Source organism: Pseudochrobactrum sp. sp1633 (genome assembly GCF_030376605.1).
In the GTDB taxonomy this organism is placed as follows: Bacteria; Pseudomonadota; Alphaproteobacteria; order Rhizobiales; family Rhizobiaceae; genus Pseudochrobactrum.
This window is the reverse complement of record NZ_JARRAE010000007.1, coordinates 173,050-195,384: the sequence shown is the minus strand read 5'-3', so window position 1 is coordinate 195,384 and position 22,335 is coordinate 173,050. Positions and strand designations below refer to the sequence as shown.

The 22,335-nt window shown below is 52.8% G+C and carries 18 protein-coding genes; 9 read left to right on the top strand and 9 right to left on the bottom strand.

The features are described 5' to 3' along the window. Positions 1 to 124 precede the first annotated feature (124 nt). On the top strand, positions 125 to 1,465 hold the full coding sequence (locus P8H26_RS10345) for an MFS transporter (RefSeq protein ID WP_289632940.1): 1,341 nt from the start codon (positions 125 to 127) through the stop codon (positions 1,463 to 1,465). 53 nt (positions 1,466 to 1,518) lie between these two features. Here P8H26_RS10345 and purH read toward each other — a convergent pair whose 3' ends face one another. The 4 genes from purH to htpX form a co-directional block, all read right to left on the bottom strand. Next, positions 1,519 to 3,132 carry a bifunctional phosphoribosylaminoimidazolecarboxamide formyltransferase/IMP cyclohydrolase gene (gene purH / locus P8H26_RS10340; RefSeq protein WP_289632882.1) on the bottom strand — a complete coding sequence of 538 codons (1,614 nt, stop codon included), beginning with the start codon at positions 3,130 to 3,132 and terminating at the stop codon, positions 1,519 to 1,521. Positions 3,133 to 3,280: 148 nt separating this feature from the next. Next, positions 3,281 to 5,008, bottom strand: coding sequence for a heparinase II/III family protein (locus P8H26_RS10335; RefSeq protein ID WP_289632881.1), 1,728 nt, complete (start codon positions 5,006 to 5,008; stop codon positions 3,281 to 3,283). A 178-nt stretch (positions 5,009 to 5,186) separates the two neighbouring features. After that, the gene (locus P8H26_RS10330) at positions 5,187 to 6,626 is read right to left on the bottom strand and encodes an RsmB/NOP family class I SAM-dependent RNA methyltransferase (protein ID WP_374708274.1); all 1,440 of its coding nucleotides are present in this window, start codon (positions 6,624 to 6,626) and stop codon (positions 5,187 to 5,189) included. After that, complete coding sequence (gene htpX, locus P8H26_RS10325; protein ID WP_374708273.1) at positions 6,623 to 7,663, bottom strand: zinc metalloprotease HtpX; 1,041 nt, start codon at positions 7,661 to 7,663, stop codon at positions 6,623 to 6,625. The genes P8H26_RS10330 and htpX overlap by 4 nt, the downstream gene beginning before the upstream one ends. Positions 7,664 to 7,812: 149 nt before the next feature. Here htpX and P8H26_RS10320 point away from each other — a divergent pair, with 149 nt between their 5' ends. Next, positions 7,813 to 8,064 carry a DUF1674 domain-containing protein gene (locus tag P8H26_RS10320; RefSeq protein ID WP_289632880.1) on the top strand — a complete coding sequence of 84 codons (252 nt, stop codon included), beginning with the start codon at positions 7,813 to 7,815 and terminating at the stop codon, positions 8,062 to 8,064. 22 nt (positions 8,065 to 8,086) lie between these two features. Here P8H26_RS10320 and P8H26_RS10315 read toward each other — a convergent pair whose 3' ends face one another. Next, a complete protein-coding gene (locus P8H26_RS10315; RefSeq protein ID WP_289632879.1) occupies positions 8,087 to 8,470 on the bottom strand; it encodes an N-acetyltransferase in 384 nt (127 codons plus the stop codon). A 157-nt stretch (positions 8,471 to 8,627) separates the two neighbouring features. Between P8H26_RS10315 and P8H26_RS10310 the strand changes: the two genes are divergently transcribed. Next, positions 8,628 to 9,506 carry an NAD-dependent epimerase/dehydratase family protein gene (locus tag P8H26_RS10310; protein WP_289632878.1) on the top strand — a complete coding sequence of 293 codons (879 nt, stop codon included), beginning with the start codon at positions 8,628 to 8,630 and terminating at the stop codon, positions 9,504 to 9,506. 19 nt (positions 9,507 to 9,525) lie between these two features. Here P8H26_RS10310 and acs read toward each other — a convergent pair whose 3' ends face one another. Both acs and P8H26_RS10300 read right to left on the bottom strand, forming a co-directional pair. Then, positions 9,526 to 11,481: an acetate--CoA ligase gene (acs, locus tag P8H26_RS10305; protein WP_289632877.1), complete on the bottom strand. Its 1,956-nt coding sequence runs from the start codon at positions 11,479 to 11,481 to the stop codon at positions 9,526 to 9,528. Positions 11,482 to 11,783: 302 nt separating this feature from the next. Next, entirely contained in the window at positions 11,784 to 12,476 is a 693-nt protein-coding gene (locus P8H26_RS10300) for a YggS family pyridoxal phosphate-dependent enzyme (protein ID WP_289632876.1), read from the bottom strand. Positions 12,477 to 12,590: 114 nt separating this feature from the next. Between P8H26_RS10300 and leuS the strand changes: the two genes are divergently transcribed. Both leuS and lptE read left to right on the top strand, forming a co-directional pair. Then, positions 12,591 to 15,206 (top strand): leucine--tRNA ligase, encoded by a 2,616-nt coding sequence (gene leuS, locus P8H26_RS10295; protein ID WP_289632875.1) that lies wholly within the window; start codon positions 12,591 to 12,593, stop codon positions 15,204 to 15,206. A gap of 10 nt (positions 15,207 to 15,216) precedes the next feature. After that, positions 15,217 to 15,774: an LPS assembly lipoprotein LptE gene (gene lptE / locus P8H26_RS10290; protein ID WP_289632937.1), complete on the top strand. Its 558-nt coding sequence runs from the start codon at positions 15,217 to 15,219 to the stop codon at positions 15,772 to 15,774. An 81-nt stretch (positions 15,775 to 15,855) separates the two neighbouring features. Here lptE and P8H26_RS10285 read toward each other — a convergent pair whose 3' ends face one another. Then, on the bottom strand, positions 15,856 to 16,059 hold the full coding sequence (locus P8H26_RS10285; protein WP_289632948.1) for a hypothetical protein: 204 nt from the start codon (positions 16,057 to 16,059) through the stop codon (positions 15,856 to 15,858). A gap of 15 nt (positions 16,060 to 16,074) precedes the next feature. Then, positions 16,075 to 16,728, bottom strand: coding sequence for a fructose-6-phosphate aldolase (gene fsa / locus P8H26_RS10280; protein WP_121994152.1), 654 nt, complete (start codon positions 16,726 to 16,728; stop codon positions 16,075 to 16,077). Between the two features lie 213 nt (positions 16,729 to 16,941). Here fsa and P8H26_RS10275 point away from each other — a divergent pair, with 213 nt between their 5' ends. The 4 genes from P8H26_RS10275 to atpA all read left to right on the top strand — a co-directional run bounded on the left by P8H26_RS10275 (position 16,942) and on the right by atpA (position 22,317). After that, entirely contained in the window at positions 16,942 to 19,131 is a 2,190-nt protein-coding gene (locus P8H26_RS10275; RefSeq protein WP_289632874.1) for a primosomal protein N', read from the top strand. Positions 19,132 to 19,283: 152 nt separating this feature from the next. After that, entirely contained in the window at positions 19,284 to 19,673 is a 390-nt protein-coding gene (locus P8H26_RS10270; RefSeq protein WP_289632873.1) for a DUF4345 family protein, read from the top strand. Between the two features lie 554 nt (positions 19,674 to 20,227). Next, positions 20,228 to 20,788 carry a F0F1 ATP synthase subunit delta gene (locus P8H26_RS10265; protein WP_289632872.1) on the top strand — a complete coding sequence of 187 codons (561 nt, stop codon included), beginning with the start codon at positions 20,228 to 20,230 and terminating at the stop codon, positions 20,786 to 20,788. Continuing rightward, positions 20,788 to 22,317: a F0F1 ATP synthase subunit alpha gene (gene atpA, locus P8H26_RS10260; protein ID WP_289632870.1), complete on the top strand. Its 1,530-nt coding sequence runs from the start codon at positions 20,788 to 20,790 to the stop codon at positions 22,315 to 22,317. The genes P8H26_RS10265 and atpA overlap by 1 nt, the downstream gene beginning before the upstream one ends. Positions 22,318 to 22,335: the final 18 nt, after the last annotated feature.

The following is a 22,335-nucleotide window of genomic DNA, read 5'->3' as shown; positions in this document are numbered from 1 at the left end:
ATGACATAACAGAAAGGGCTGGTGTTAAACCGGCCCTTTTGTTTTAAATAGTTGCAATGATTGATTTGGGGGCAGTGATTTGAGCATCACACATCCGTCTGCAGAACGACCGGCACATGACAGCATGTGGAACAAAGGCATCTGGGGCTGGATGTTTTTTGACTGGGCGGCTCAGCCGTTTTTCACAGTCGTCACAACTTTTATTTTCGGGCCTTATTTCATTTCCCGCATGTCGGATGATCCTGTTTCGGGGCAGGCGGCCTGGGGGTATGGGGTAGCTTTTGCCGGTATTATCATCGCTATCCTGTCTCCAGCACTGGGTTCCATTGCGGATAAAACTGGTGCGCGAAAACCGTGGATCGGCTTCTTTGCCATTATCAAAATCATCAGCCTGTCTATGCTATGGTTTGCGGAGCCTGGATCAAGCTATGTCTGGGTGTTGTTAGCCTTTATATGCGCTTCCGTTGCGGCGGAATTCTCTATTGTTTTCAACGATTCCATGATGCCACGGCTCATCCCTGCCTCGCATATCGGGCGGGTGTCGAATTTTGCATGGGGGCTTGGCTATCTTGCCGGTATGCTCGTGCTGATCTTTGTGGTGACCTGTCTGGCGGCATCGCCGGAAACGGGGAAAACGCTGATTGGCATAGAGCCGTTTTGGCATCTGGATGCACTGAAAGGTGAGGATGCCCGTATCACAGGGCCAATTGCCGCGCTGTGGTATCTGATTTTCATTCTGCCGATGTTTATCTTCACGCCGGATCAGGAAAAAGGCATGGGGCTGAAAGCCGCCATCAGCGAAGGCTTGTCAGAGCTGAAAGAAACACTGCATGAAGTACGCAAAAAAGCTGCTCTGTTCCGATTTCTGATTGCGCGGATGATCTATCAGGACGGGGTGAATGCGCTGCTGGCGCTGGGTGGTGGCTTTGCTGCGGCGATGTTTGGCTGGTCGATCACCGAGATCGGTCTGTTCGGCATTATCCTCAATGTTGTGGCGATTTTCGGCTGCTGGTTTGCCAGTTATGTTGATAGCTGGTTCGGCTCAAAATGGGTGGTTGTGGTGTCGCTGGTGCTGTTGCTGATTGCCACATTGGGTATTGTTTCCACAGGGCCGGATTATACGCTTTATGGTCTGGTGCATTTTGCGCCGGACAGTAATACAGGGCTGTTTTCCTCCGGCGGAGAAAAAGCCTATCTGGCTTTCGGTATGCTGATCGGCATTGCTTTCGGGCCGGTGCAGGCCTCTTCACGATCTTGGTTTGCCCGCAGTGTCGAGCCGCATGAGGCAGGGCGCTATTTCGGTATTTATGCGCTGGCCGGACGCGCAACCAGTTTTCTGGCACCGTTTCTGGTGGCGAGCATGACGGCTGCCAGCGGTTCACCACGCCTTGGTATTGCGGTGCTGGTGCTGTTTTTTGTCGCCGGACTATATCTGGCGATCAAGTCTCCTTATCCGGCGAAATAAGGAAAATAAAAAAAGGCGGCTGAAAAGCCGCCTTTTTTAGATCACTGATAAGTTTAGTGGCGGAAGTGGCGCATACCGGTAAAGACCATCGCAATGCCGGCTGCATCAGCGGCTGCAATCACTTCATCATCGCGCATTGAACCGCCCGGCTGAATAACCGCTGTGGCACCGGCTTCAACAGCCGAGATCAGGCCGTCAGCAAACGGGAAGAACGCATCAGAGGCCACAACTGAACCTTTGGTCAAAGGTTCTCCACCCGCGACTGCGGCTGCATCTTCTGCCTTGCGTGCTGCAATACGGGAAGAGTCAATCCGGCTCATCTGGCCTGCGCCAACACCCACAGTTGCACCGTCTTTAACATAAACAATCGCATTGGATTTAACGTGCTTGGCAACGCGGAAAGCGAATTTCAGATCAATCATTTCCTGAGCCGTCGGCGCACGTTTGGTAACGACTTTGAGGTCAATGTCATCAACATTGCCGTTATCACGGTTCTGGATCAGCAGACCACCGGCAACGGTTTTGGCGGCAATGCCCGGTGCGCGCACATCCGGCAGACCGCCGGTCACCAGCAGGCGCAGGTTTTTCTTGGCGGCGACAATGGCCTGCGCTTCCGGTGTTGCATCCGGTGCGATAATCACTTCGGTGAAAATCTTGACGATTTCTTCCGCGGCTTCTGCATCCAATGTGCGGTTGAGGGCTACAATGCCACCAAAGGCTGAGACTGTATCGCAGGCATAGGCCTTGAGATAAGCGTCTTTCAGGGATGCGCCTTCAGCTACACCACATGGATTGGCATGTTTGATGATGGCAACGGCTGCGGTTTTTGCCGGATCAAATTCTGCCACCAGCTCGTAAGCTGCATCAGTGTCGTTGATATTGTTATAGGACAGCTGCTTGCCCTGAAGCTGCGTGGCGGTGGCCACGCCGGCGCGGTTTTCACCGGTCAGATAGAAGCCTGCTTTTTGGTGCGGGTTTTCGCCATAGCGCATCACAGAATGCAGCTTACCGGCCAGTGCACGGTGCAGTGGTGCTTCCTCTTTCGTGGCTTCTGCGAACCAGCCGGAAATCGCAGCATCATAAGCAGCGGTACGGGCAAAAGCCTTACCGGCCATGCGCTGACGGAAAGCATAAGGCAGGGAGCCTGCACCGGTTTCCAGTTCTGCAATCACGCTGTCATAATCGTTAGGATCGGTGACAATGGTCACATAAGCATGGTTCTTGGCCGAAGCGCGAATCATGGCAGGACCGCCGATGTCGATATTCTCAACGGTGGTGTCGTAATCACCGCCCTGATAACGCACTTCTTCAAACGGATAGAGATTAATCACAACCAGATCAATGCCGGTAATATTATGGGCTTCCATTGCCGCAACATGTTCCGGATCATTGCGCACAGCCAGCAGGCCGCCATGCACGCTTGGATGCAATGTCTTGACGCGGCCATCCATGATTTCAGGGAAGCCGGTGATTTCCGACACGTCGCGCACGGGAATGCCCGCAGCTGCGATAGATTTGGCGGTACCGCCGGTGGACAGAAGCTCAACGCCCTTTGCGTGCAATGCGCGGGCAAAGTCAACCAGACCGGTTTTATCCGATACGGAAAGCAGCGCGCGGCGCACAGGGAAAAGATCAGGAGCGGGAATATGTTTGGAGCTGACAGCCATGACGGTCTCTTTGTGCTTTATGTCGGGACTGTGCGTCAGGACGGATCTGATTACCCGTCGCATACATCAATCCGGTAAAGTGGGACAAAGGCGGCGTATCACAGCTTTTGCAGGAATCCTACTCTAAAACAGCGGATTTGAACGCCTGTCACACATATTGACCGAGGCCGGTACGGGTGAAACGCCAGCTGACATGATCGGTCTGGGTGGCTGAGAATGTCAGCACGATCTGACGTGAGCGCACAGGGCCACGGAAACCGGCGAAGAAAATCGAATCTTCGAGCTGCGGCATGACATCGGCGCAGGAAAATGCCCAGCTGTCATCATGATCGGCAGTGAGATGCACAATGCCGTCTTCGTCCATACGGATATAGACCTGCGGATGAATATGAAACCGCACCGTCACCAGATCGGATTGCTGTTTGTTGCGATTGTTCCGCGTGGTTTTGAGGTGCGATTTGATAAAACGGTCAACACCTTCAATCAGACTGCCATTGTGTGACAGAACGATCTGCCGCTCATGCGTGTAGCCAAAAAGTTTGACATAGCCGTCGTGGCTGGCGACAAAACCTTGTTCGCCCATGCCTTCCAGCCGCTGACGCTTGACACTGGCCGGGCCTGCGATGATCGGTGTTCCCAAGACATGGGAAATACTGGAATTGAGGCTAAAACGGCAGGACGATGTGTCGTTGATTGTTGCCGTCGAATGGGCCGCTGTGGTGCGTCCAAGCGGACGGAATTCCGCCGGACCGAAGCGGTCGATACCGGAATTGACAATATAGCGCTGGCGGCCTGAGGACATTTCAAATGCCAGACAACCGGCATGCGCATCCCTTGAGGCTGTGACCGGTGGTGGCAGACCTGTATCCGCGATAATGGTGGTAGAGCCCATATGCAGGCGCTCATAGCCGGAATGTGGTGCATGGGTAAGGGGCGCACCGTCCGTTTCATCGTGGCGCAGTACAGAAATCAGGCGTTCCGGCAAGGTTGGCCCCACGCCATTGAACAATGCCAGACTGCCATCCTGATGGCGGAAGAAGCGCAATGCAGGCAGCATCCGCTCTACAGTTTCAATCAGCGCTTTCGGCGGTGTTTCATTGCCGTTGCTATAGGTCTGGCGCAATGGCAGCAGATCGGCCAGCAGCTCCAGCACGGTTGCCGGATTGCGCGAAATATGGCCGCCATCCGGTAGTATCTGCCGGTTCAGCTCATATTCAAGATGACGGCGCGCCGAGCGTGTCATGGATTGTGAAACCGGCAGCGCGAGACTGGCGAAAGACAGGGCAATACGTGCCCGCAGCTTATCTTCACCGTCATCCATAACACCGGTCATAGTGCGCAGGTAACGCACCTGCATGGCCAGTGAGCGCATGAATTTGCGATAGGTCGCAAGATCAGAGGTTGCCAGAATGATGTTGGAATGTTGCAGCCAAGCAATAATGCGCTGCGCGGTGATTGCCGGTGTCCAGGCTATGCCTTCAATGCGTTTGCCATGCATGCGGATCCAGTCTTCAACCAGAGCCCGCGCATTGACCATAGCCAGCTCGGTTCCCGCAGCGCGCATATTGCGTAGCCAGCCAAAGGAGTGCAGGGCTGCCTCCCATGCATCGGTCGGCGGTTCAATAGCGAAAGGGGAAATGCCGCCGGTTTCGACCAGCCGTCCGGCCAGTGCATAACGGCCGTGATAGAATTCCTGTGCAAGCTGCGGGTCAGCCACGCGCAAATCCGGCGGGGCAATCAGCACCCGCTCAGGCGTGAAACCGGAAAACCGCCAGCGGAACATCGGGCCGCGCCGCACACGTCTGCTGAAGCGCCGCCAGCTTTGGGCGACGGCCAGAGTCCACAGATGCGGGGTTTCGCTCAGCGCGACATTCACGGCGGGATACTCCTCGGAACATATCAGGGCTGAGGGAGACATTTCCCTGCCGCCTATGCTGCTATGTACTCATGATCTATCATTCCACGGCAATAGTGAACTCTTTGTTAACTATGAGCCGCAGAATGATGTGAATTGGCAAGATTTTTAAGAAACAGATAACGTGTTCAAGTAAGTTTTAAACGGAACGCCGGAAGCGCGCTGCAAAAAAACCGTCCAGTCCGGCCATTTTCGGCTCGGCATGAGGCAAATCAGCAGGCGTTGAGCGCAGGAAACCCTGATCTGTAATCATCTGTTCCATGCCTTGCAGCTCTTCGGGTTTGAAAGGCTCAGGCTTCAGAATACCTTCAGCGATGATTGCCTGCGCCATATCTTCACCTTCCTCGCGGTTCAGCGAGCAATTGGAGAAGACGATAATGCCGTCCGGTTTGACCAGAGAAATGGCATGGCGCAGCAAATTGGCCTGCACTTGCGAAAGTCTGACGATATCTTCCGGTGTTTTTGTCCAGAGTACATCCGGATGACGGCGCACAGTGCCGGTGGATGAGCATGGCGCATCCAACAAAATGGCATCGAACAATTCATCGGTCTGATAGTCGAGAATATTGGTGGCAATCAGTTCTGCATCAAGCTGCAAACGGTCGAGATTGCTTTTCAGACGCTTGAGGCGGTTCTTATTGATGTCAAATGCTGTGACCTTTGCGCCAGCCATAATCAGCTGGGCAGTTTTACCGCCGGGGGCTGCGCAGAGATCGGCAACACGTTTGCCTTTAATATCGCCAAGCAATGTGGCTGGCAGACTGGCCGCTGCATCCTGCACCCACCATTCACCTTCCGCAAAGCCTTCCAATGCAGTCAAAGAACCTTCAAAGGAACCGAGACGCACAGAACCATTTGGCAAAACTGTGCCGCCGAGTTTTGAAGCCCACTCCGCCGGATTGCTTTTGACTGTCAGATCGATCGACGGCTCATGTGCCTGCATGGCCAGAATGGCTTCTGCCTGTTCCTTACCATAGGCTTTGGTCAGGCCTTCAATATACCATTCAGGGCCGTTCGGAATCTTCAGTTCAATGGCGCGGTCTTTATTGCGGGTGAGGCGGCGCAGCACAGCATTGACGAGACTGGCATATTTGCGGTTGCGCGGATCGATATTGGCGGAGGTTACAGCAATATCCACCGCTGCATGATCCGGCACATCGAGATAGAGGATCTGGGCCGCACCGACATGGAGCAATTGCTGAAGAGCGAGCGCATTGGCAGGCAATGGCCGGTCAAGCAGCTTGCACAGAGCTGTTTCAATCGTGTTGCGGTTACGCAGTGCGGTGCCCAAAATGGCGCGAACCAGTGAACGGTCACGGTCATCCAGTTCCATATATTGCGGGTGACCGTGATGTGCATCTGTGAGGCCGTCGAGCGAGGTGTTTTTAGCAACCACAGCATTGAGTAGCTTGGCGGCGCACAGGCGCACATTCAGCCCCGGATGCTCTGCTTCGAGTTTGACGCGATATTCAGCCTCGGACTGACCAAGACTATGATCCTGATTTTGACTCTGCTTATCAAACGGCTTTTTATCTGAGCGAAAGCCGGTGTGTTTTGCGGCAGGGTTTTTATCGTTCAAGACCACGGTCCTTTATAGGGTTTTTCCGGCTCATCATCCGGTGAAGAGCCACTCTGCGGCGTTTGCCCCCACGGATTATTCCGTGACGGTGTGCTGCGCGGGCGGTTCTGTGATTGGTTATTTGTCGGGCTATATGCACCAGTCTGACGGTTCTGGAAACTATTATCTGCATAGTCGGACACAGAATGGATGCCCATTTCCTGAGCAATGCCCTGCAATGCGGCAATACGGTTTGCCGTATCAGGGTGGGTGGAGAACAGATTATCCGCACCGCGCCCGCTCAAAGGATTGATAATAAACATATGGGCGGTTGCCGGATTATGTTCTGCTTCCTCATTCACAGTTTCCTGCGCGCCACGGGCAATCTTGTTGAGAGCGGAGGCGAGCCATAGCGGATTACCGCAAATTTCCGCACCACGCCGGTCGGCTGCATATTCACGCGTACGGCTGACAGCCATCTGCACAATCATGGCCGCAAACGGTGCAACAATCATGGCGATGATCGTGCCAATCATGCTGAGCGCATTGTTGTTCTCACGATTGCCGCCAAAGAACATTGCGAAATTGCCGAGCATGGAAATCGCACCGGCAAGCGTCGCGGTAATTGTCATGGTCAGCGTGTCACGATTTTGCACATGTGCAAGCTCATGCGCCATGACGGCTGCAACTTCCTGCTTGTTCAGGCGCTGTAACAGGCCGGTGGTGGCAGCAACGGCTGCATTTTCAGGATTGCGGCCGGTGGCAAAAGCATTGGGCTGATCTTCATTGATCACATAGATTTTAGGCGTTGGCAGACCCGCGCGATCCGACAATTCACGCACGATGCGGTAATATTCCGGTGCGGTATTTTCATCAGCTTCCTGCGCATTATACATACGCAGCACCATCTTGTCGGAATTCCAGTAGCTGAAGAAATTCATGGCAACGGCGATAACCAAGGCGATCATCATGCCGCTTGAGCCGCCGATCAGATAGCCGATACTCATAAACATGGCTGTCATGAAGGCAATCAGCATGGCAGTGCGCATCATGTTCATTCAGTATCTCCGTTTCGGTTAGTCAATGAGGTCATTTTCATGTGATGATAAAATGGGGCTTGCACACTATATCTTCAATATGACACGGGCTATGATACCATCAGTACAGACAATTTTGATATATGCTGCAGACCGACAGGATAAAAACCATGAGTAATGAAACACCATCAGTGAATAATAATGTGGTTTCATTGGCAGATTATCAGAAATCTGATGCCCCTGCGCTCCGTAAAAACTTTGAAGATCTGCCGCCTGCTGCTCAGCGTGCTTTGCTGGAAGCAGAAGCACGCCGCGAGGCCGAACAGAAAACCGAAACGGCTAAGGAAATCGGTGGTCGCGGTGGTAAAGACCCTGCGCGCTTTGGGGACTGGGAAATCAAAGGCCGCACGATTGATTTCTAAAAGGCCGGTGTTTTTTAGCTTTTTATGATTCACGTGAAATGACCGGAAAGCGGGCATAGTAAATATCCCACTCATCCTCGCCGGTTTTGAAAAATCCATGTTTTTCATAAAATCGGGCAGCATCGCTTTGCTGCAAGACGCTGAGACTTATTGTTTTTTCCGCTTGGTCCGCCTCGCCAATCAGTTGCGCTAAAACAAGGCTCCCTAAGCCAAGCCCCTGAAATTCCTGCGCTATATAAAAATGCTCCAGAAGCCAGTTATCTTGATCCGGCCCGAGAGCGACACAACCGGCAAGCTGGTTCTTGACGATGACCAAGCGGGTATGTTGCGGGCGAAAACTGTTTTGAAAACGTTTAAACGCCCGCTGTGGGTCAAAACGGCCGATACGTTCAAGGCTTTCCCGCATGGTGCGCAGACGCAGTTCAAATAGTCTGCTGAAATCCTCTGACCGTGCAGGGCTGAAGTGAAAATGCATGATCCGGCCTCATTTGGCAGCAAAGTGGTATGATTATGGTCAGAGCATTGCTATCAGGAAAACAGGTTTTCAAATACGGGTTTGACAGATGAAAATTGCGGTTACCGGTGCAGGCGGATTTATCGGGCGCAGGCTTGTTCAGCATCTGTGTGAACACGCGCATGAGGTGCGGATTATTGCACGTCATGAACTGAGTGAACCTGATTTTTCCGGTGTTGAATGCGTGATTCATTGTGCAGGGATTGCGCACAGAAGCGGAAGCAATGCTGCCTCTCCCGCAGAGATGGATGCCGTTAATCATCGGTTGGCATTGGTATTGGCTGAGCAGGCGCGCGCGGCAGGCGTGAAGCGCTTTATCTTTGTTTCGACAATTAACGTGGTTGCGGGGCATCCGCCGCCGCTGACAGCAGATTTATCCTATCATCCGCTATCGGATTACGGGCATACAAAAGCGCTGGCGGAGCAGGGGCTTTTGAAAATGCAGGGCATTGAGATTGGTATTGCACGGCCTGCGCTGGTTTATGGTGCCGGTGCCCCCGGTAATCTGCGCTTGCTGCTGAAACTCTGTGATAGTGTTCTGCCTTTGCCGTTTGGCAGTGCCAATAATCAGCGCAGCTTTGTCTCTTTAAGCAATGTGGTGCGGGCGCTGGAATTTATGGCGCTGGCAGATCGAGTGCAGATTGATCACCGGATTTTTCATCTGGCTGATCCGGTTGCGCTGTCAACAAAGCAACTTGTCATGATGCTGCGGCAGGCAATGGGCAGAGCGAACAGAATGGTGCCGGTGCCGCGACGACTGATGCAGGCTGGGCTGATACCGCTGGGTAAAAAAGCCATGTATGAGCAGCTTTATGAGGACTTGATCATTGATGGCAGTGATCTGGAGATGGCCGGTTTTGCCTATAGTGACGGTCAGCCGGATATGACCGCAATGGCCGATACCTATATAATAAAAAAGGCCGGTTGAACCGGCCTTTTTATTATTCTTATTTGCGGTTCTGACGCTTTTCGATCAGATCATCCACCACTGCCGGATCGGCCAGTGTTGATGTATCGCCGAGTGCGCCGAAATCATCTTCCGCAATCTTGCGTAAGATACGGCGCATGATCTTGCCCGAACGGGTTTTCGGCAGACCCGGTGCAAACTGGATCATATCCGGTGTTGCAATTGGTCCGATCTCGGTGCGCACATGCTTGACCAGTTCCTTGCGCAAAGCATCTTCATCATGCTCCGCTTCGCCGGTCATCAGTGTGACATAGCAATAAATGCCCTGACCTTTGATCGGATGCGGATAGCCGACAACAGCTGCTTCCGATACCGAATGATGCGAAACCAGTGCCGATTCAATTTCCGCAGTGCCTAGGCGGTGACCGGAAATATTCAGCACGTCATCAACGCGGCCGGTAATCCAGTAATAACCGTCCTCATCACGACGGCAGCCGTCACCGGTGAAGTATTTGCCTTTATAGGTGGTGAAATAGGCCTCAATAAAGCGGCGGTGATCACCATAAAGCGTCCGCATCTGGCCAGGCCATGAATCGGTGATGCAGAGATTGCCGTCGGCTGCACCTTCAATTTCAACGCCTTCTGCATCAACCAGCTGTGGTTTGATGCCAAAGAACGGACGGGTTGCCGAGCCCGGTTTCAGATCGGTTGCACCCGGCAGCGGGGTAATCAGAATACCGCCGGTTTCGGTCTGCCACCATGTATCAACAATCGGGCAGGCCTGATCGCCGACCACATTATAATACCATTCCCATGCTTCCGGATTGATCGGCTCACCCACGGAGCCGAGCAGGCGCAGAGATTTGCGGGAATTGCGGGTCACGAATTCATCGCCTGCACCCATCAAAGCGCGGATCGCTGTTGGTGCGGTATAGAAAATATTGACCTGATGTTTGTCGACCACTTCCCAGAAACGTCCCTGATCAGGGAAGTTCGGCACGCCTTCAAACATTAGTGTGGTCGCGCCATTGGCGAGCGGGCCATAGACAATATAGGAGTGACCGGTGACCCAGCCCACATCTGCTGTACACCAGTAAATATCGCCCTCATGATAATCGAAGACATATTCATGGGTCATCGAAGCATAAACGAGATAGCCGCCGGTGGTGTGCAGCACGCCTTTCGGCTTGCCGGTAGAGCCGGATGTATAGAGGATGAAGAGCGGGTCTTCAGCCTTCATCGGCTCCGGTTCGCAAACCGCATCCACGCTTGCAACTTCCTGATGATACCAGAGGTCACGGCCGCGACCCCAGTTGATCTTACCGCCGGTGCGGCGCACAACCAGTACCTTGTTTACAAACACATATTGCTTGGCGGCGATATCAATCGCGGTATCGGTATTTTCTTTCAGAGGAATAGGTTTGCCGCCGCGGATACCTTCATCCGATGTGATAACAAATGTGGATTCGCAGTCAATAATACGGCCTGCCAGTGCTTCCGGTGAGAAGCCTGCAAAGACGATGGAATGTACCGCGCCGATACGCGCACAGGCCAGCATCGCATAGGCGGCTTCCGGAATCATCGGCAGATAGATGGTAACGCGGTCGCCTTTGCGCACGCCATGCTTTTTCATCACATTAGCGAGACGGCAGACATTCTCATGCAATTCGCGATAGGTGATTTTTTTGTCGATATACGGGTTGTCACCTTCCCAGATAATCGCAGTCTGATCGCCGCGCTTTTCGAGGTGACGGTCAATACAGTTATAGGAGACGTTGGTAGCGCCGTCTTCATACCAGCGGATGGAGACATTATCCTCGAAAGACGTATCTTTCACCTTGGTGTAAGGTGTGAACCAGTCAATACGTTTACCGTGTTTGCCCCAGAATGCGTCAGGGTCGCTGATACTTTCATTATACCATGAAAGATAGGTTTCATTGTCGATCAGCGCGCGCGCCTTCGCCTCCGGCAATACGGGATATTTCTTCTCGGACATAGTTCCTCCTCGCGCCGGCGGCCCTCCTTGCCGGCACATTGCATAAAAAGCCGCACCATTGTTAATGCGCACGGCTCACATCGTAAATCAGGCGAAAGTCTGATGACGCCACAGGGCGGCAGGCAGAAAACACCTGATAAGGCTCCCGTATTGATCAAACGAGATCCTATCTCCGGCATAAATGACTGAGATTGCGCCGGAGTTTATAATTGTTATGGAGTGACGCAAGACAATTATTTGCGACAAGTTGGTTTTGCATCAGAATAAAGTGCACAACTCTATAGGATAATAAACCTGTTCTCTCAGGCTTGTGTCAGCGGTGGCCGGCTGCCGAAAATCGCAGAGCCGACGCGCACATAAGTCGCGCCGAAAGCAATAGCGGTTTCAAAGTCACCGGACATGCCCATCGATAATTCAGAGACGCCTGCTTCAGTTGCCAGTTTGCGCAGCAGGGCAAAATGCGGGCCCGGATTTTCATCGACCGGCGGAATGCACATCAGACCGGCGATTTCCAGTCCATGTACATCACGGCAGCGGGCAACAAAACCCACAGCTTCACGCGGGTCGATGCCTGCTTTTTGCTCTTCGCTGCCGGTATTGACCTGAACGAATAATTTGACGGCGCGGTTCTGTTTCTTGATTTCTACCGCAAGGCTGGCGGCAATCTTCTCACGATCAACGGTCTGGATGACGTCAAATAATGCTACGGCTTCAGCCGACTTATTGGATTGCAGCGGGCCGATCAGATGCAGTTCAATGTCGGAAAAACGCTCACGCAGTTCAGGCCATTTGCCTTGCGCTTCTTGCACACGGTTTTCGCCGAAAATACGCTGTCCCGCTTCCAGAACAGGGGTGATTTCAGCGGCATCAAAGGTTTTGGAAACCGCTACCAACTGCACCGAACCTGCTGTGCGCTGCGCTTCGTGTTCGCTTTGCGCAATGGCATTGCGAACGGTTTTGAGGTTGTCCGCAACGGGGTTGGCGGGTGCATTCATGGTATAAAACTCCTTTTTCTGCCGCTTCACTATGGGAGAAGGTTGACGCTTTGGCCAATCCATGATGAAGGTCGCACTACATATTCCATTCTCTTTGCATGAGTAAATACAGCCATGGTAACTGAACGGGCAACCGAACGATATAATCCGCGTGTAAGCGAATCCCATTGGCAGAAGATCTGGGAAGACAACAAGATCTTCGAAACCGCCAATGATGACCCGCGCGAAAAATATTACGTGCTGGAAATGTTTCCTTATCCGTCCGGCCGTATTCACATCGGCCATGTGCGCAACTACGCAATGGGCGACGTGATTGCCCGTTATAAGCGTGCACGCGGTTTTAACGTTCTGCACCCGATGGGCTGGGATGCCTTTGGTATGCCTGCGGAAAATGCGGCGATGCAGAATAAGGTTCACCCGAAAGAATGGACCTACCAGAATATCGCGACCATGAAGCGCCAGCTCAAAACTATGGGTCTGTCGCTGGACTGGTCGCGTGAATTTGCGACCTGTGACGTGGATTATTACCACCGTCAGCAGATGCTGTTCCTTGATATGTTTGAAAAAGGTCTGGTGACCCGCAAGACATCCAAGGTCAACTGGGATCCGGTCGATAATACCGTTCTGGCCAATGAGCAGGTTGTTGACGGTCGCGGCTGGCGCTCCGGTGCGCTGGTTGAACAGCGCGAACTGACCCAGTGGTTCTTCAAGATCACCGATTTCAGCGAAGAGCTGCTCGCCGGTCTGGATACGCTTGACCAGTGGCCTGACAAAGTACGCCTGATGCAGAAAAACTGGATCGGTAAGTCGGAAGGCTTACAGCTTCGTTTTGCCCTTGCTGAACGGGAAGGCGATATTGAGGTTTATACAACCCGTCCGGATACGCTGTTCGGTGCATCTTTTGTGGCGATTGCTGCCGATCATCCACTGGCAAAGGAGCTTGCTGAGAGCAATGAAGGTCTGGCTGCTTTTGCCGCTGAATGCCGTCAGCATGGTACATCTGTTGCCACACTCGAAACCATTGAGAAAAAGGGTTTCGATACTGGCTTGCGCGTTCAGCATCCGTTTGATCCTTCATGGACATTGCCGGTCTATGTCGCCAATTTCGTGCTGATGGAATATGGTACAGGCGCGGTCTTCGGCTGTCCTGCGCACGATCAGCGCGATCTGGACTTCGCTAATAAATACAGTCTGACTGTAACACCGGTTGTTCTGCCTGCCGGTGCGGATGCTGCAAGCTTCACAATCACCGATACGGCCTATAGCGACGAAGGCACGCTGATCAATTCGCGTTTCCTTGACGGTATGACACCGGAAGCTGCGTTTAATGAAGTCGCCGATCGTCTGGAAAAGACTGATCTCAACGGCAAACCGCAGGCATTCCGCAAGACACAATATCGTCTGCGTGACTGGGGTATTTCCCGTCAGCGTTATTGGGGCTGCCCGATTCCGATGATTCATTGCGAATCCTGCGGAACCGTACCTGTGCCGCGTAATAATTTGCCGGTGCAGCTGCCGGATGATGTTACCTTTGACCGTCCGGGCAATCCGCTGGATCGTCATGACGGCTGGCGGCATGTCAACTGCCCGAAATGCGGCAGTCAGGCGCGTCGTGAAACCGATACGATGGATACATTTGTTGATTCATCCTGGTATTTTGCGCGCTTCACAGCCCCTTGGGAAAATGAACCGACTGACCGCAAGGCTGCTGACGAATGGCTGCCGGTGGATCAGTATATCGGCGGTGTGGAACATGCGATCCTGCATCTGCTCTATTCGCGCTTCTTCACACGCGCCATGAAAGTGGCCGGTCATCTGGAAGTGGAAGAGCCGTTTAAGGGGCTGTTCACACAGGGCATGGTGGTTCACGAAACCTATAAGCATAATGGTCAGTGGGTATCGCCGCTGGAAATCCGTATCGAAGACAAGAACGGCGTTCGTTCGGCAACCATGCTGGATTCCGGTGAACCGGTTGATATCGGCTCGATCGAGAAAATGTCGAAGTCGAAGAAAAACGTCGTCGATCCGGATGATATTATTTCGTCTTATGGTGCGGATACCGCGCGCTGGTTCACTCTGTCGGATAGCCCGCCGGAGCGTGATATCGTTTGGACAGAAGCCGGTGCGGAAGGTGCGCATCGATTTGTGCAGCGCGTCTGGCGTCTGATTTCTGAAGCGGGTGAAAACCTGAAAGGCGTTGCACCAAAGGCTGCCTATGAAGGTGATGCTGCGCAGATTTCCAAGGCTGCCCATAAGACAGTGAAAGCCGTTGGCGACGATATTGAGAAAATCGTTTTCAACCGCGCGATCGCCCGTCTTTATGAGTTGCTCAATGTGCTGAGCACACCTTTGCAGGCGATTGCTGCCGGTAAAGCGGATGATGTGACCAAGGCTGCCACCCGTGAAGCAACCGATATGTTCATCGCGATGATTGCACCGATGATGCCGCATCTGGCTGAACAGTGTAATGCGGCTCTGGGTGCATCTGATCTGGTTGCCACCCGTGGCTGGCCGGTGATTGATGAAGCGCTGCTCGTTGAGAACGACATTACGCTGCCGGTACAGATCAACGGTAAAAAGCGCGGTGATATTACAATTGCGCGTGATGCGGATCAGGCAACAGTTCAAGCAGCAGTTTTGGCACTTGACTTTGTGCAGGCTGCGTTGAACGGTAATGCACCTAAAAAGCTCGTTGTTGTACCGCAGAGGATTGTGAATGTCGTTGTCTGATCATCAAGCTATGGACAAATCTCCGATCCGTAAAAAGCGGCTGGCTGTGCTGGCAGGTCTCGTCCTGTCAGCTTTGGTGGCCGGTTGCACGGTGCAGCCGCTTTATTCAACAAGCGGCAGTGCCGGTGTTGGCGGTGTGCCTTCGAGCGTGAAAACCAAGCTGGCATCCATCAAAGTGGATGATGTGGATACAATTCCTGCACAGGCGGTGCGTAACCGCCTGATCTTCGGCCTGTCCGGCGGAGCAGGGGAACCATCGCAGCCAGCCTATCATCTGGCGCTTGGTCTACAGACGTCTACTGAATCTGCTGTTGAGGTGGATGTCGGTGACAGCACAACCGGACGTCCTTCTGCCGGTACGGTGCGTATGATTTCTAACTACGCGCTTCGCGACAGAGATGGAAAAGTGGTGGCCAGCGGTCGCCGTCAGGTTATCGCATCCTATGACCGTCCGCGTCAGGAGTTTGCTAACCTGCGTGCTCAGCGTGATGCCCAGCAACGTGCGGCAGAAGAGCTGGCGCAGTATCTTGTACTGTCCCTAGCTCAGGATATGCAGAAACTCCCATAAAAAAACGCCTGATCGGTCTGCAAATGGCAATTTTCTGCGCTCCGGTACTCATGTACCTCAAAGTACATTCCGTTCCGGTGCTCAAAAATCACCATTTTCGTCACGATCATCCGCTTTTTTAAAGCATTTCCAGCAAAAGTGCGAAGCGGTTTTGCGTGGGATAATGCGTAAAAACAAAGAATTAGAGCGGTTCCACGTTTCAATGAAAACCGAAACCGCTCTAAAAAGCTGCGACATTGTTTTGAATATAAAAAAGCCCGCTGAAAAGCGGGCTTTTTTATTCATTCGTTTATTGCCGGATTAAGCAATCGACTGACCGGTTTTTGCCCAGTCTGCCAAAAATGCTTCCAGACCCTTATCTGTCAGCGGATGTTTGACGAGGGCTTTCAGGGTGGCAGGTGGTGCGGTGATAACATCGGCACCGATCAGTGCAGCTTCCTTAACGTGGTTCACTGTACGAATGGAAGCAGCAAGAATCTGGGTTTCAAAATCGTAATTGTCGAAAATGGTGCGGATTTCACCAATCAGATCCATACCATTCAGACCAATATCATCGAGACGACCGATGAAAGGCGAAATATAGGTCGCACCGGCTTTGGCTGCGAGCAGCGCCTGATTAGCTGAGAAGCACAGAGTCAGGTTGGTTTCATGGCCATCAGAGGTCAGAGCCTTACAGGCCTTCAGACCATCCAGCGTAACCGGCAGTTTGATGCAGATATTGTCGGCGATTTTCGCCAGCACGGCGGCTTCTTTCATCATGCCTGCATAGTCAGTCGCGGTGACTTCTGCGGAAACCGGACCTTTGACGATCGAGCAGATTTCCTTGGTCACATCGATGATGTTGCCACCGGATTTCAGGATCAGCGATGGATTGGTGGTAACGCCGTCAACCAGTCCCAGATCGTTGAGTTCACGGATGTCTTTGACATCGGCGGTATCCACAAAGAATTTCATTTCAGCTTATCCTCCGTTATGGGCTTGCTGTACAGACGGTATTATATCCGACAAAGATAGGATTGTTTAACGCATATTTCCATAAACCGAAACTGCCTTTGGCGAATATCAGCGCATCTCATCAAGAATTGAATATAAGCAGTGTTTGCGGTTAAGTGCAGTTGTGAAAAATACCGGTGAAAACCGGATGCCGGAAATGATCAGGATATTCTTTTGAACGGGAAAACAGAGATTAAGACGCGCCGTGTTGTTCCGGTACTTGTGCCGATGCCAGCGGAACGTCCCTATAGCTATCTGGTTCCTGATGATATGGAAATTCAGGCCGGTTCAATCGTGCGTGTGCCGCTGGGACCGCGCGAAGTGGCGGGTATCGTTACGGATGATGCCAGTGATCAGGTCGATCCTAAAAAGCTGAAATCCATCCTGCATGTTTTTGATTGCCCGCCGGTGAGCCGCGGTATGTTGCGTTTTATACGCTGGACGGCGGATTATACGCTGTCACCGCCCGGTATGGTGGCAAAAATGGTGCTGCGTGCACCGGCTGCCTTTGATCCGGAGCCTTTCATTCCGGGCTTGCGCTATATCGGCGGTAAGGCCGAGCGGCTGACAGCCGCGCGTGAGAAAGTACTGGAAACTGCCAATAACGGCTTGAGCTGGACGAAATCCGGTCTTGCCCATGCGGCTGGTGTTTCCGGCAGTGTGGTTGAAGGGCTGAAAGCACAGGGGTTGTTTGAAGACGTAATGATCCCGCCACCGCCGGTGGTGGGGGAACCTGACCCGTTTTACGGGCAGGCAGACTTGTCTGAAGATCAGCAGGCTGCTGCGCAATGCCTTGTCGAGGCGGTGGAGCAGGAGGCCTATTCGGTCTCGCTGCTGCATGGTGTAACGGGTTCGGGTAAGACAGAGGTCTATTTCGAAGCCGTAGCGCGTGCGGTGGAACTGGGAAAACAGGTTTTGATCCTGTTGCCGGAAATTGCGCTGACACAGCAGTTTCTCGACCGGTTTGAGAGCCGTTTCGGCACCCGTCCCGCTGAATGGCATTCTGATCTGGCGCCACGTCAGCGGGAGCGTGTCTGGCGGCAGATCGCGGAAGGTACGGTCAAAGTGGTCGCCGGTGCGCGCTCGGCTTTGTTTCTGCCCTTTGCCAATCCGGGTTTAATCATTGTCGATGAAGAGCATGACCCTGCCTATAAGCAGGAAGACCGCGTGTTTTATAATGCCCGCGATATGGCGGTAGTGCGTGGTTCAATCGGCAAGTTTCCTGTTATTTTGGCCTCAGCCACGCCGTCGATTGAAAGTCTGGTCAATGCCAATCAGGGGCGCTACAGCTATGTGCCGCTCCAGGGACGCTATGCCGATGCGGCTTTGCCGGATCTGAAGCCGATTGATATGCGCCGCTCGCCGCCACCGGCAGGGCGCTTTCTGTCGCCTGCCTTAACAGAAGCCGTCGGGCAGGTTTTGCAACGCAAAGAGCAAGCCTTGCTGTTTCTTAACCGGCGCGGTTATGCACCGCTCACTTTGTGCCGTGTTTGCGGGCATCGTTTCCAATGTCCGGATTGTTCAAGCTGGCTGGTGGAACATCGCTTCCGTGGGCAGCTGATGTGCCATCAATGCGGCTATCATGAGAAAAGCCCTGATGCCTGTCCGTCCTGCGGTGCACTGGATCATCTGGTGGCTTGTGGTCCCGGTGTGGAGCGCATTGCCGAAGAGGCAGCTGCACTCTTTCCCGATGCGCGGATTATTGTGCTGTCATCCGATATGGCGGGTGGCGTGACGCGGTTGCGAATGGAGATGGAGGCGATTGCCAAAGGGGAGGCTGATATTGTGATCGGCACTCAGCTGGTCGCCAAAGGGCACAATTTTCCGCTGATTACACTTGTGGGCGTTATTGATGCTGATCTCGGCCTTGCCAATGGTGATCCGCGCGCGGCAGAGCGCACATTTCAGCTGCTCAATCAGGTAACAGGCCGCGCAGGACGCACAGGGCGCAAAAGTGTCGGTCTGATCCAAACTTATCAGCCTGATCATCCGGTGCTGAAAGCCGTTATTGCCGGTGATGCGCATGCTTTTTATGAACGTGAAATTGAAGAGCGGCAGCGCGGGATGCTGCCACCTTTCGGGCGGTTGGCTGCGCTGATTATCTCTGCCGACAGCAGGGCGGAGGCGGAGAGCCATGCCCGTGCATTGCGCCGCTCAGCGCCGCGGGATAGCGAAATTGAAGTGCTTGGGCCTGCAGAAGCGCCGCTGGCGGTGATTCGTGGCAGACATCGTTTCCGCTTGCTGGTGCAGGGCTCAAAGCGCTCAGACATCCAGTCTTATCTACGGGCATTGCTGCAGGCAGCACCGAAAGCGCGCGGATCTTTAAAAGTACAAGTCGATATAGACCCGCAAAGCTTCCTGTAATTTGCAGAATTTTAGAAGCCCTGATTGGCGGTGGCACCAATGCGAGCCGATAATTTTGCTTTGCTTGGCCTCAAGTCAGGAATATAGCTCACTTATCGTGTTATGTTCGGTGCTGCTCACAGAGTAGCAGCGACGATTTTAAGAGGTGCGGCGTGGCGTTTTATCTACCTTCCAGTCAGGGTGAATGGCTGGCATGGAGTGTGGGCGTAATCACGCTGCTCTTTGGTCTGATCCTCATGTTTGCACCGGGAATTTCGCTGAAAATTCTGCGTCTCAGTGCACCTGATCTGCGTGCTTATGCGCTGTCGTCGGTGCGGGCAACAATTGCAGGGCCCTATATCGGTCTTGGTGTGGCCTGTCTGTTATTTGCACAGCCGTTTTTGTGGATGGCTCTGGGTTGTGTCTGGGGTTTTGTGCTTTTCGGACGGCTGATCTCAATGATGTCAGATAAAACCAATACGTTTTATAATTGGATTGCGGCTTTGATTGAGCTGATGCTGGCTGCCGGTCCGTTGCTCTTCGCTTTTGGCTTTATCGCCTGAACTGTAAATTCTGCCGGAAACCGGCAGAATCTGTCTGTGCTGCCGTTCAGATGCGTGTGGCCCATTCTTTGAGCGGGAATCAGTAACAGCTGAATAATGCTTCAGAGAAAATTCCTGTGTTGTGAGCATAATTTTGCCGGAATTCTGCAAATGGTTAGCGAAAAACATACCAAGGAATTCCGGTGCATAAAGTCGATTTTATAACAGGGCAGTTTTCGTTTAAATCATTGTTATATAAATATATTTATAGATGATGTTGATTTTTACAGCGTGTTGCTGATGCAGTCTTGGCTACTGAGCTGCGGTTCATGAGTGCAAAATAGCACTGTAAAGCGCATGAAACGGCGGGATTCGCGTGTTGCGAGTCCTGATTGTCTATGCTAGACGGCTTTCGAATTTCAATGCAGTCAGGCGGGTCATTCGCAGGGCACAGATGATGGTGCAAATCGGCACTTCATCGGGGGGTATTGAAAAACATCAATTAAATCGCTGTTTTTGTGCGTAGATAAACTATGCGTTAAAAGCGGGATTTCAACCAAGAGAGATGGTTATTCGTGACAGGATCGTCTTCGCTCATTTCCGGTGTTGCTCAGCGCTATGCTGGATCCCTGTTTGATCTGGCGCTTGAGTCTAAATCCGTTGCTCAGGTGGAGAAAGATCTTGGCCGCATCGAGGCTATGATCCTTGAGAGCGACGATCTTCGTCGCCTGATCTCCAGCCCGGTCTTCTCCACTGAAGATCAGCTCCAGGCAATTTCCGCAGTGGCTGCAAAGGCCGGTATCACCGGTCTGGTCGGCAATTTCCTGCGTGTAGTTGCCGGTAATCGCCGGTTGTTTGTACTGCCGGGTATGATCAAAGCATTTTATCTGATTGCCGCTGAAAGCCGCGGTGAAGTTGCAGCTGATGTAACTTCCGCCCGTGAGCTGACGCAGGCGCAGCAAACTGAATTGAAGGCGACGCTGAAGAGTGTGGCCGGCAAGGACGTGACAATCAATGTCACTGTCGATCCGTCGATTCTTGGCGGTCTCATTGTGAAGCTGGGATCGCGTCAGATTGACACTTCCCTTCGCACTAAACTTTCTTCTCTTAAGCTTGCACTGAAAGAGGTCGGCTGATGGACATCCGCGCTGCGGAAATTTCCGCAATTCTGAAAGAGCAAATCAAGAATTTTGGCCAGGAGGCAGAAGTCTCCGAAGTTGGTCAGGTTCTTTCCGTTGGTGACGGTATCGCCCGTGTATACGGTCTGGACAATGTTCAGGCTGGTGAAATGGTCGAATTTCCGGGTGGCATCCGCGGTATGGCGCTCAACCTTGAAAGTGACAACGTAGGTGTTGTTATTTTCGGTTCTGACCGTGATATCAAGGAAGGCGACACCGTTAAGCGGACCGGCGCCATCGTTGACGTTCCAGTCGGTCCTGGCCTGCTCGGCCGCGTTGTTGATGCTCTTGGTAATCCGATCGATGGCAAAGGCCCGATCGTTTCAACCGAGCGTCGCCGCGTAGACGTTAAAGCTCCTGGCATCATCCCGCGTAAATCGGTTCATGAGCCGATGTCGACCGGTCTGAAAGCCATTGATGCTCTTATCCCTGTTGGTCGTGGTCAGCGCGAGCTGGTTATTGGTGACCGTCAGACCGGTAAGACCGCAATCATTCTCGACACTTTCCTGAATCAGAAGCCGATCCATGATAACGGCCCTGATAAAGATAAGCTGTTCTGTATCTATGTTGCTATCGGCCAGAAGCGTTCAACTGTTGCTCAGCTCGTTAAAGTTCTCGAAGAACGCGGCGCTCTGGAATATTCGGTTGTTATCGCTGCGACTGCATCCGATGCTGCTCCTCTGCAGTATCTGGCGCCGTTCACAGGCTGTGCGATCGGTGAATATTTCCGCGATAACGGCCAGCACGCTCTGATTGGTTATGATGACCTTTCCAAGCAGGCTGTTGCTTATCGTCAGATGTCCCTGCTGCTGCGTCGTCCTCCAGGCCGTGAAGCTTACCCAGGTGACGTATTCTATCTTCACTCCCGTCTGCTCGAGCGTTCAGCTAAGCTGAATGACGAACTCGGTGCCGGTTCTCTGACCGCTCTGCCGGTTATTGAAACACAGGGCGGTGACGTTTCTGCGTTTATTCCGACCAATGTAATTTCGATTACAGACGGTCAGATCTTCCTTGAAACCAACCTTTTCCACCAGGGTATTCGTCCTGCTGTTAACGTTGGTCTGTCGGTTTCCCGCGTGGGTTCTGCCGCTCAGATTAAAGCGATGAAACAGGTTGCCGGTTCGATCAAGGGTGAGCTTGCTCAGTATCGTGAAATGGCTGCGTTTGCGCAGTTCGGTTCCGATCTTGATGCTTCGACCCAGCGTCTCCTCAATCGCGGTGCGCGTCTGACTGAGCTGCTCAAGCAGCCACAGTTCTCGCCGCTGAAGACTGAAGAACAGGTTGCTGTGATCTTCGCTGGTGTTAACGGCTATCTCGATAAGCTGGCTGTTAATCAGGTTGGCAAATTTGAAGCCGGTCTTCTGGCATCGCTGCGCTCCGAGCACAAAGATGTGCTGGATGCGATCCGCGACCAGAAAGCAATCAGCGACGAAATCAAGGGCAAACTCAAGGCAGCTATCGACGCTTTCGCCAAGAACTTTGCTTGATTAACTCTGACGGGATGA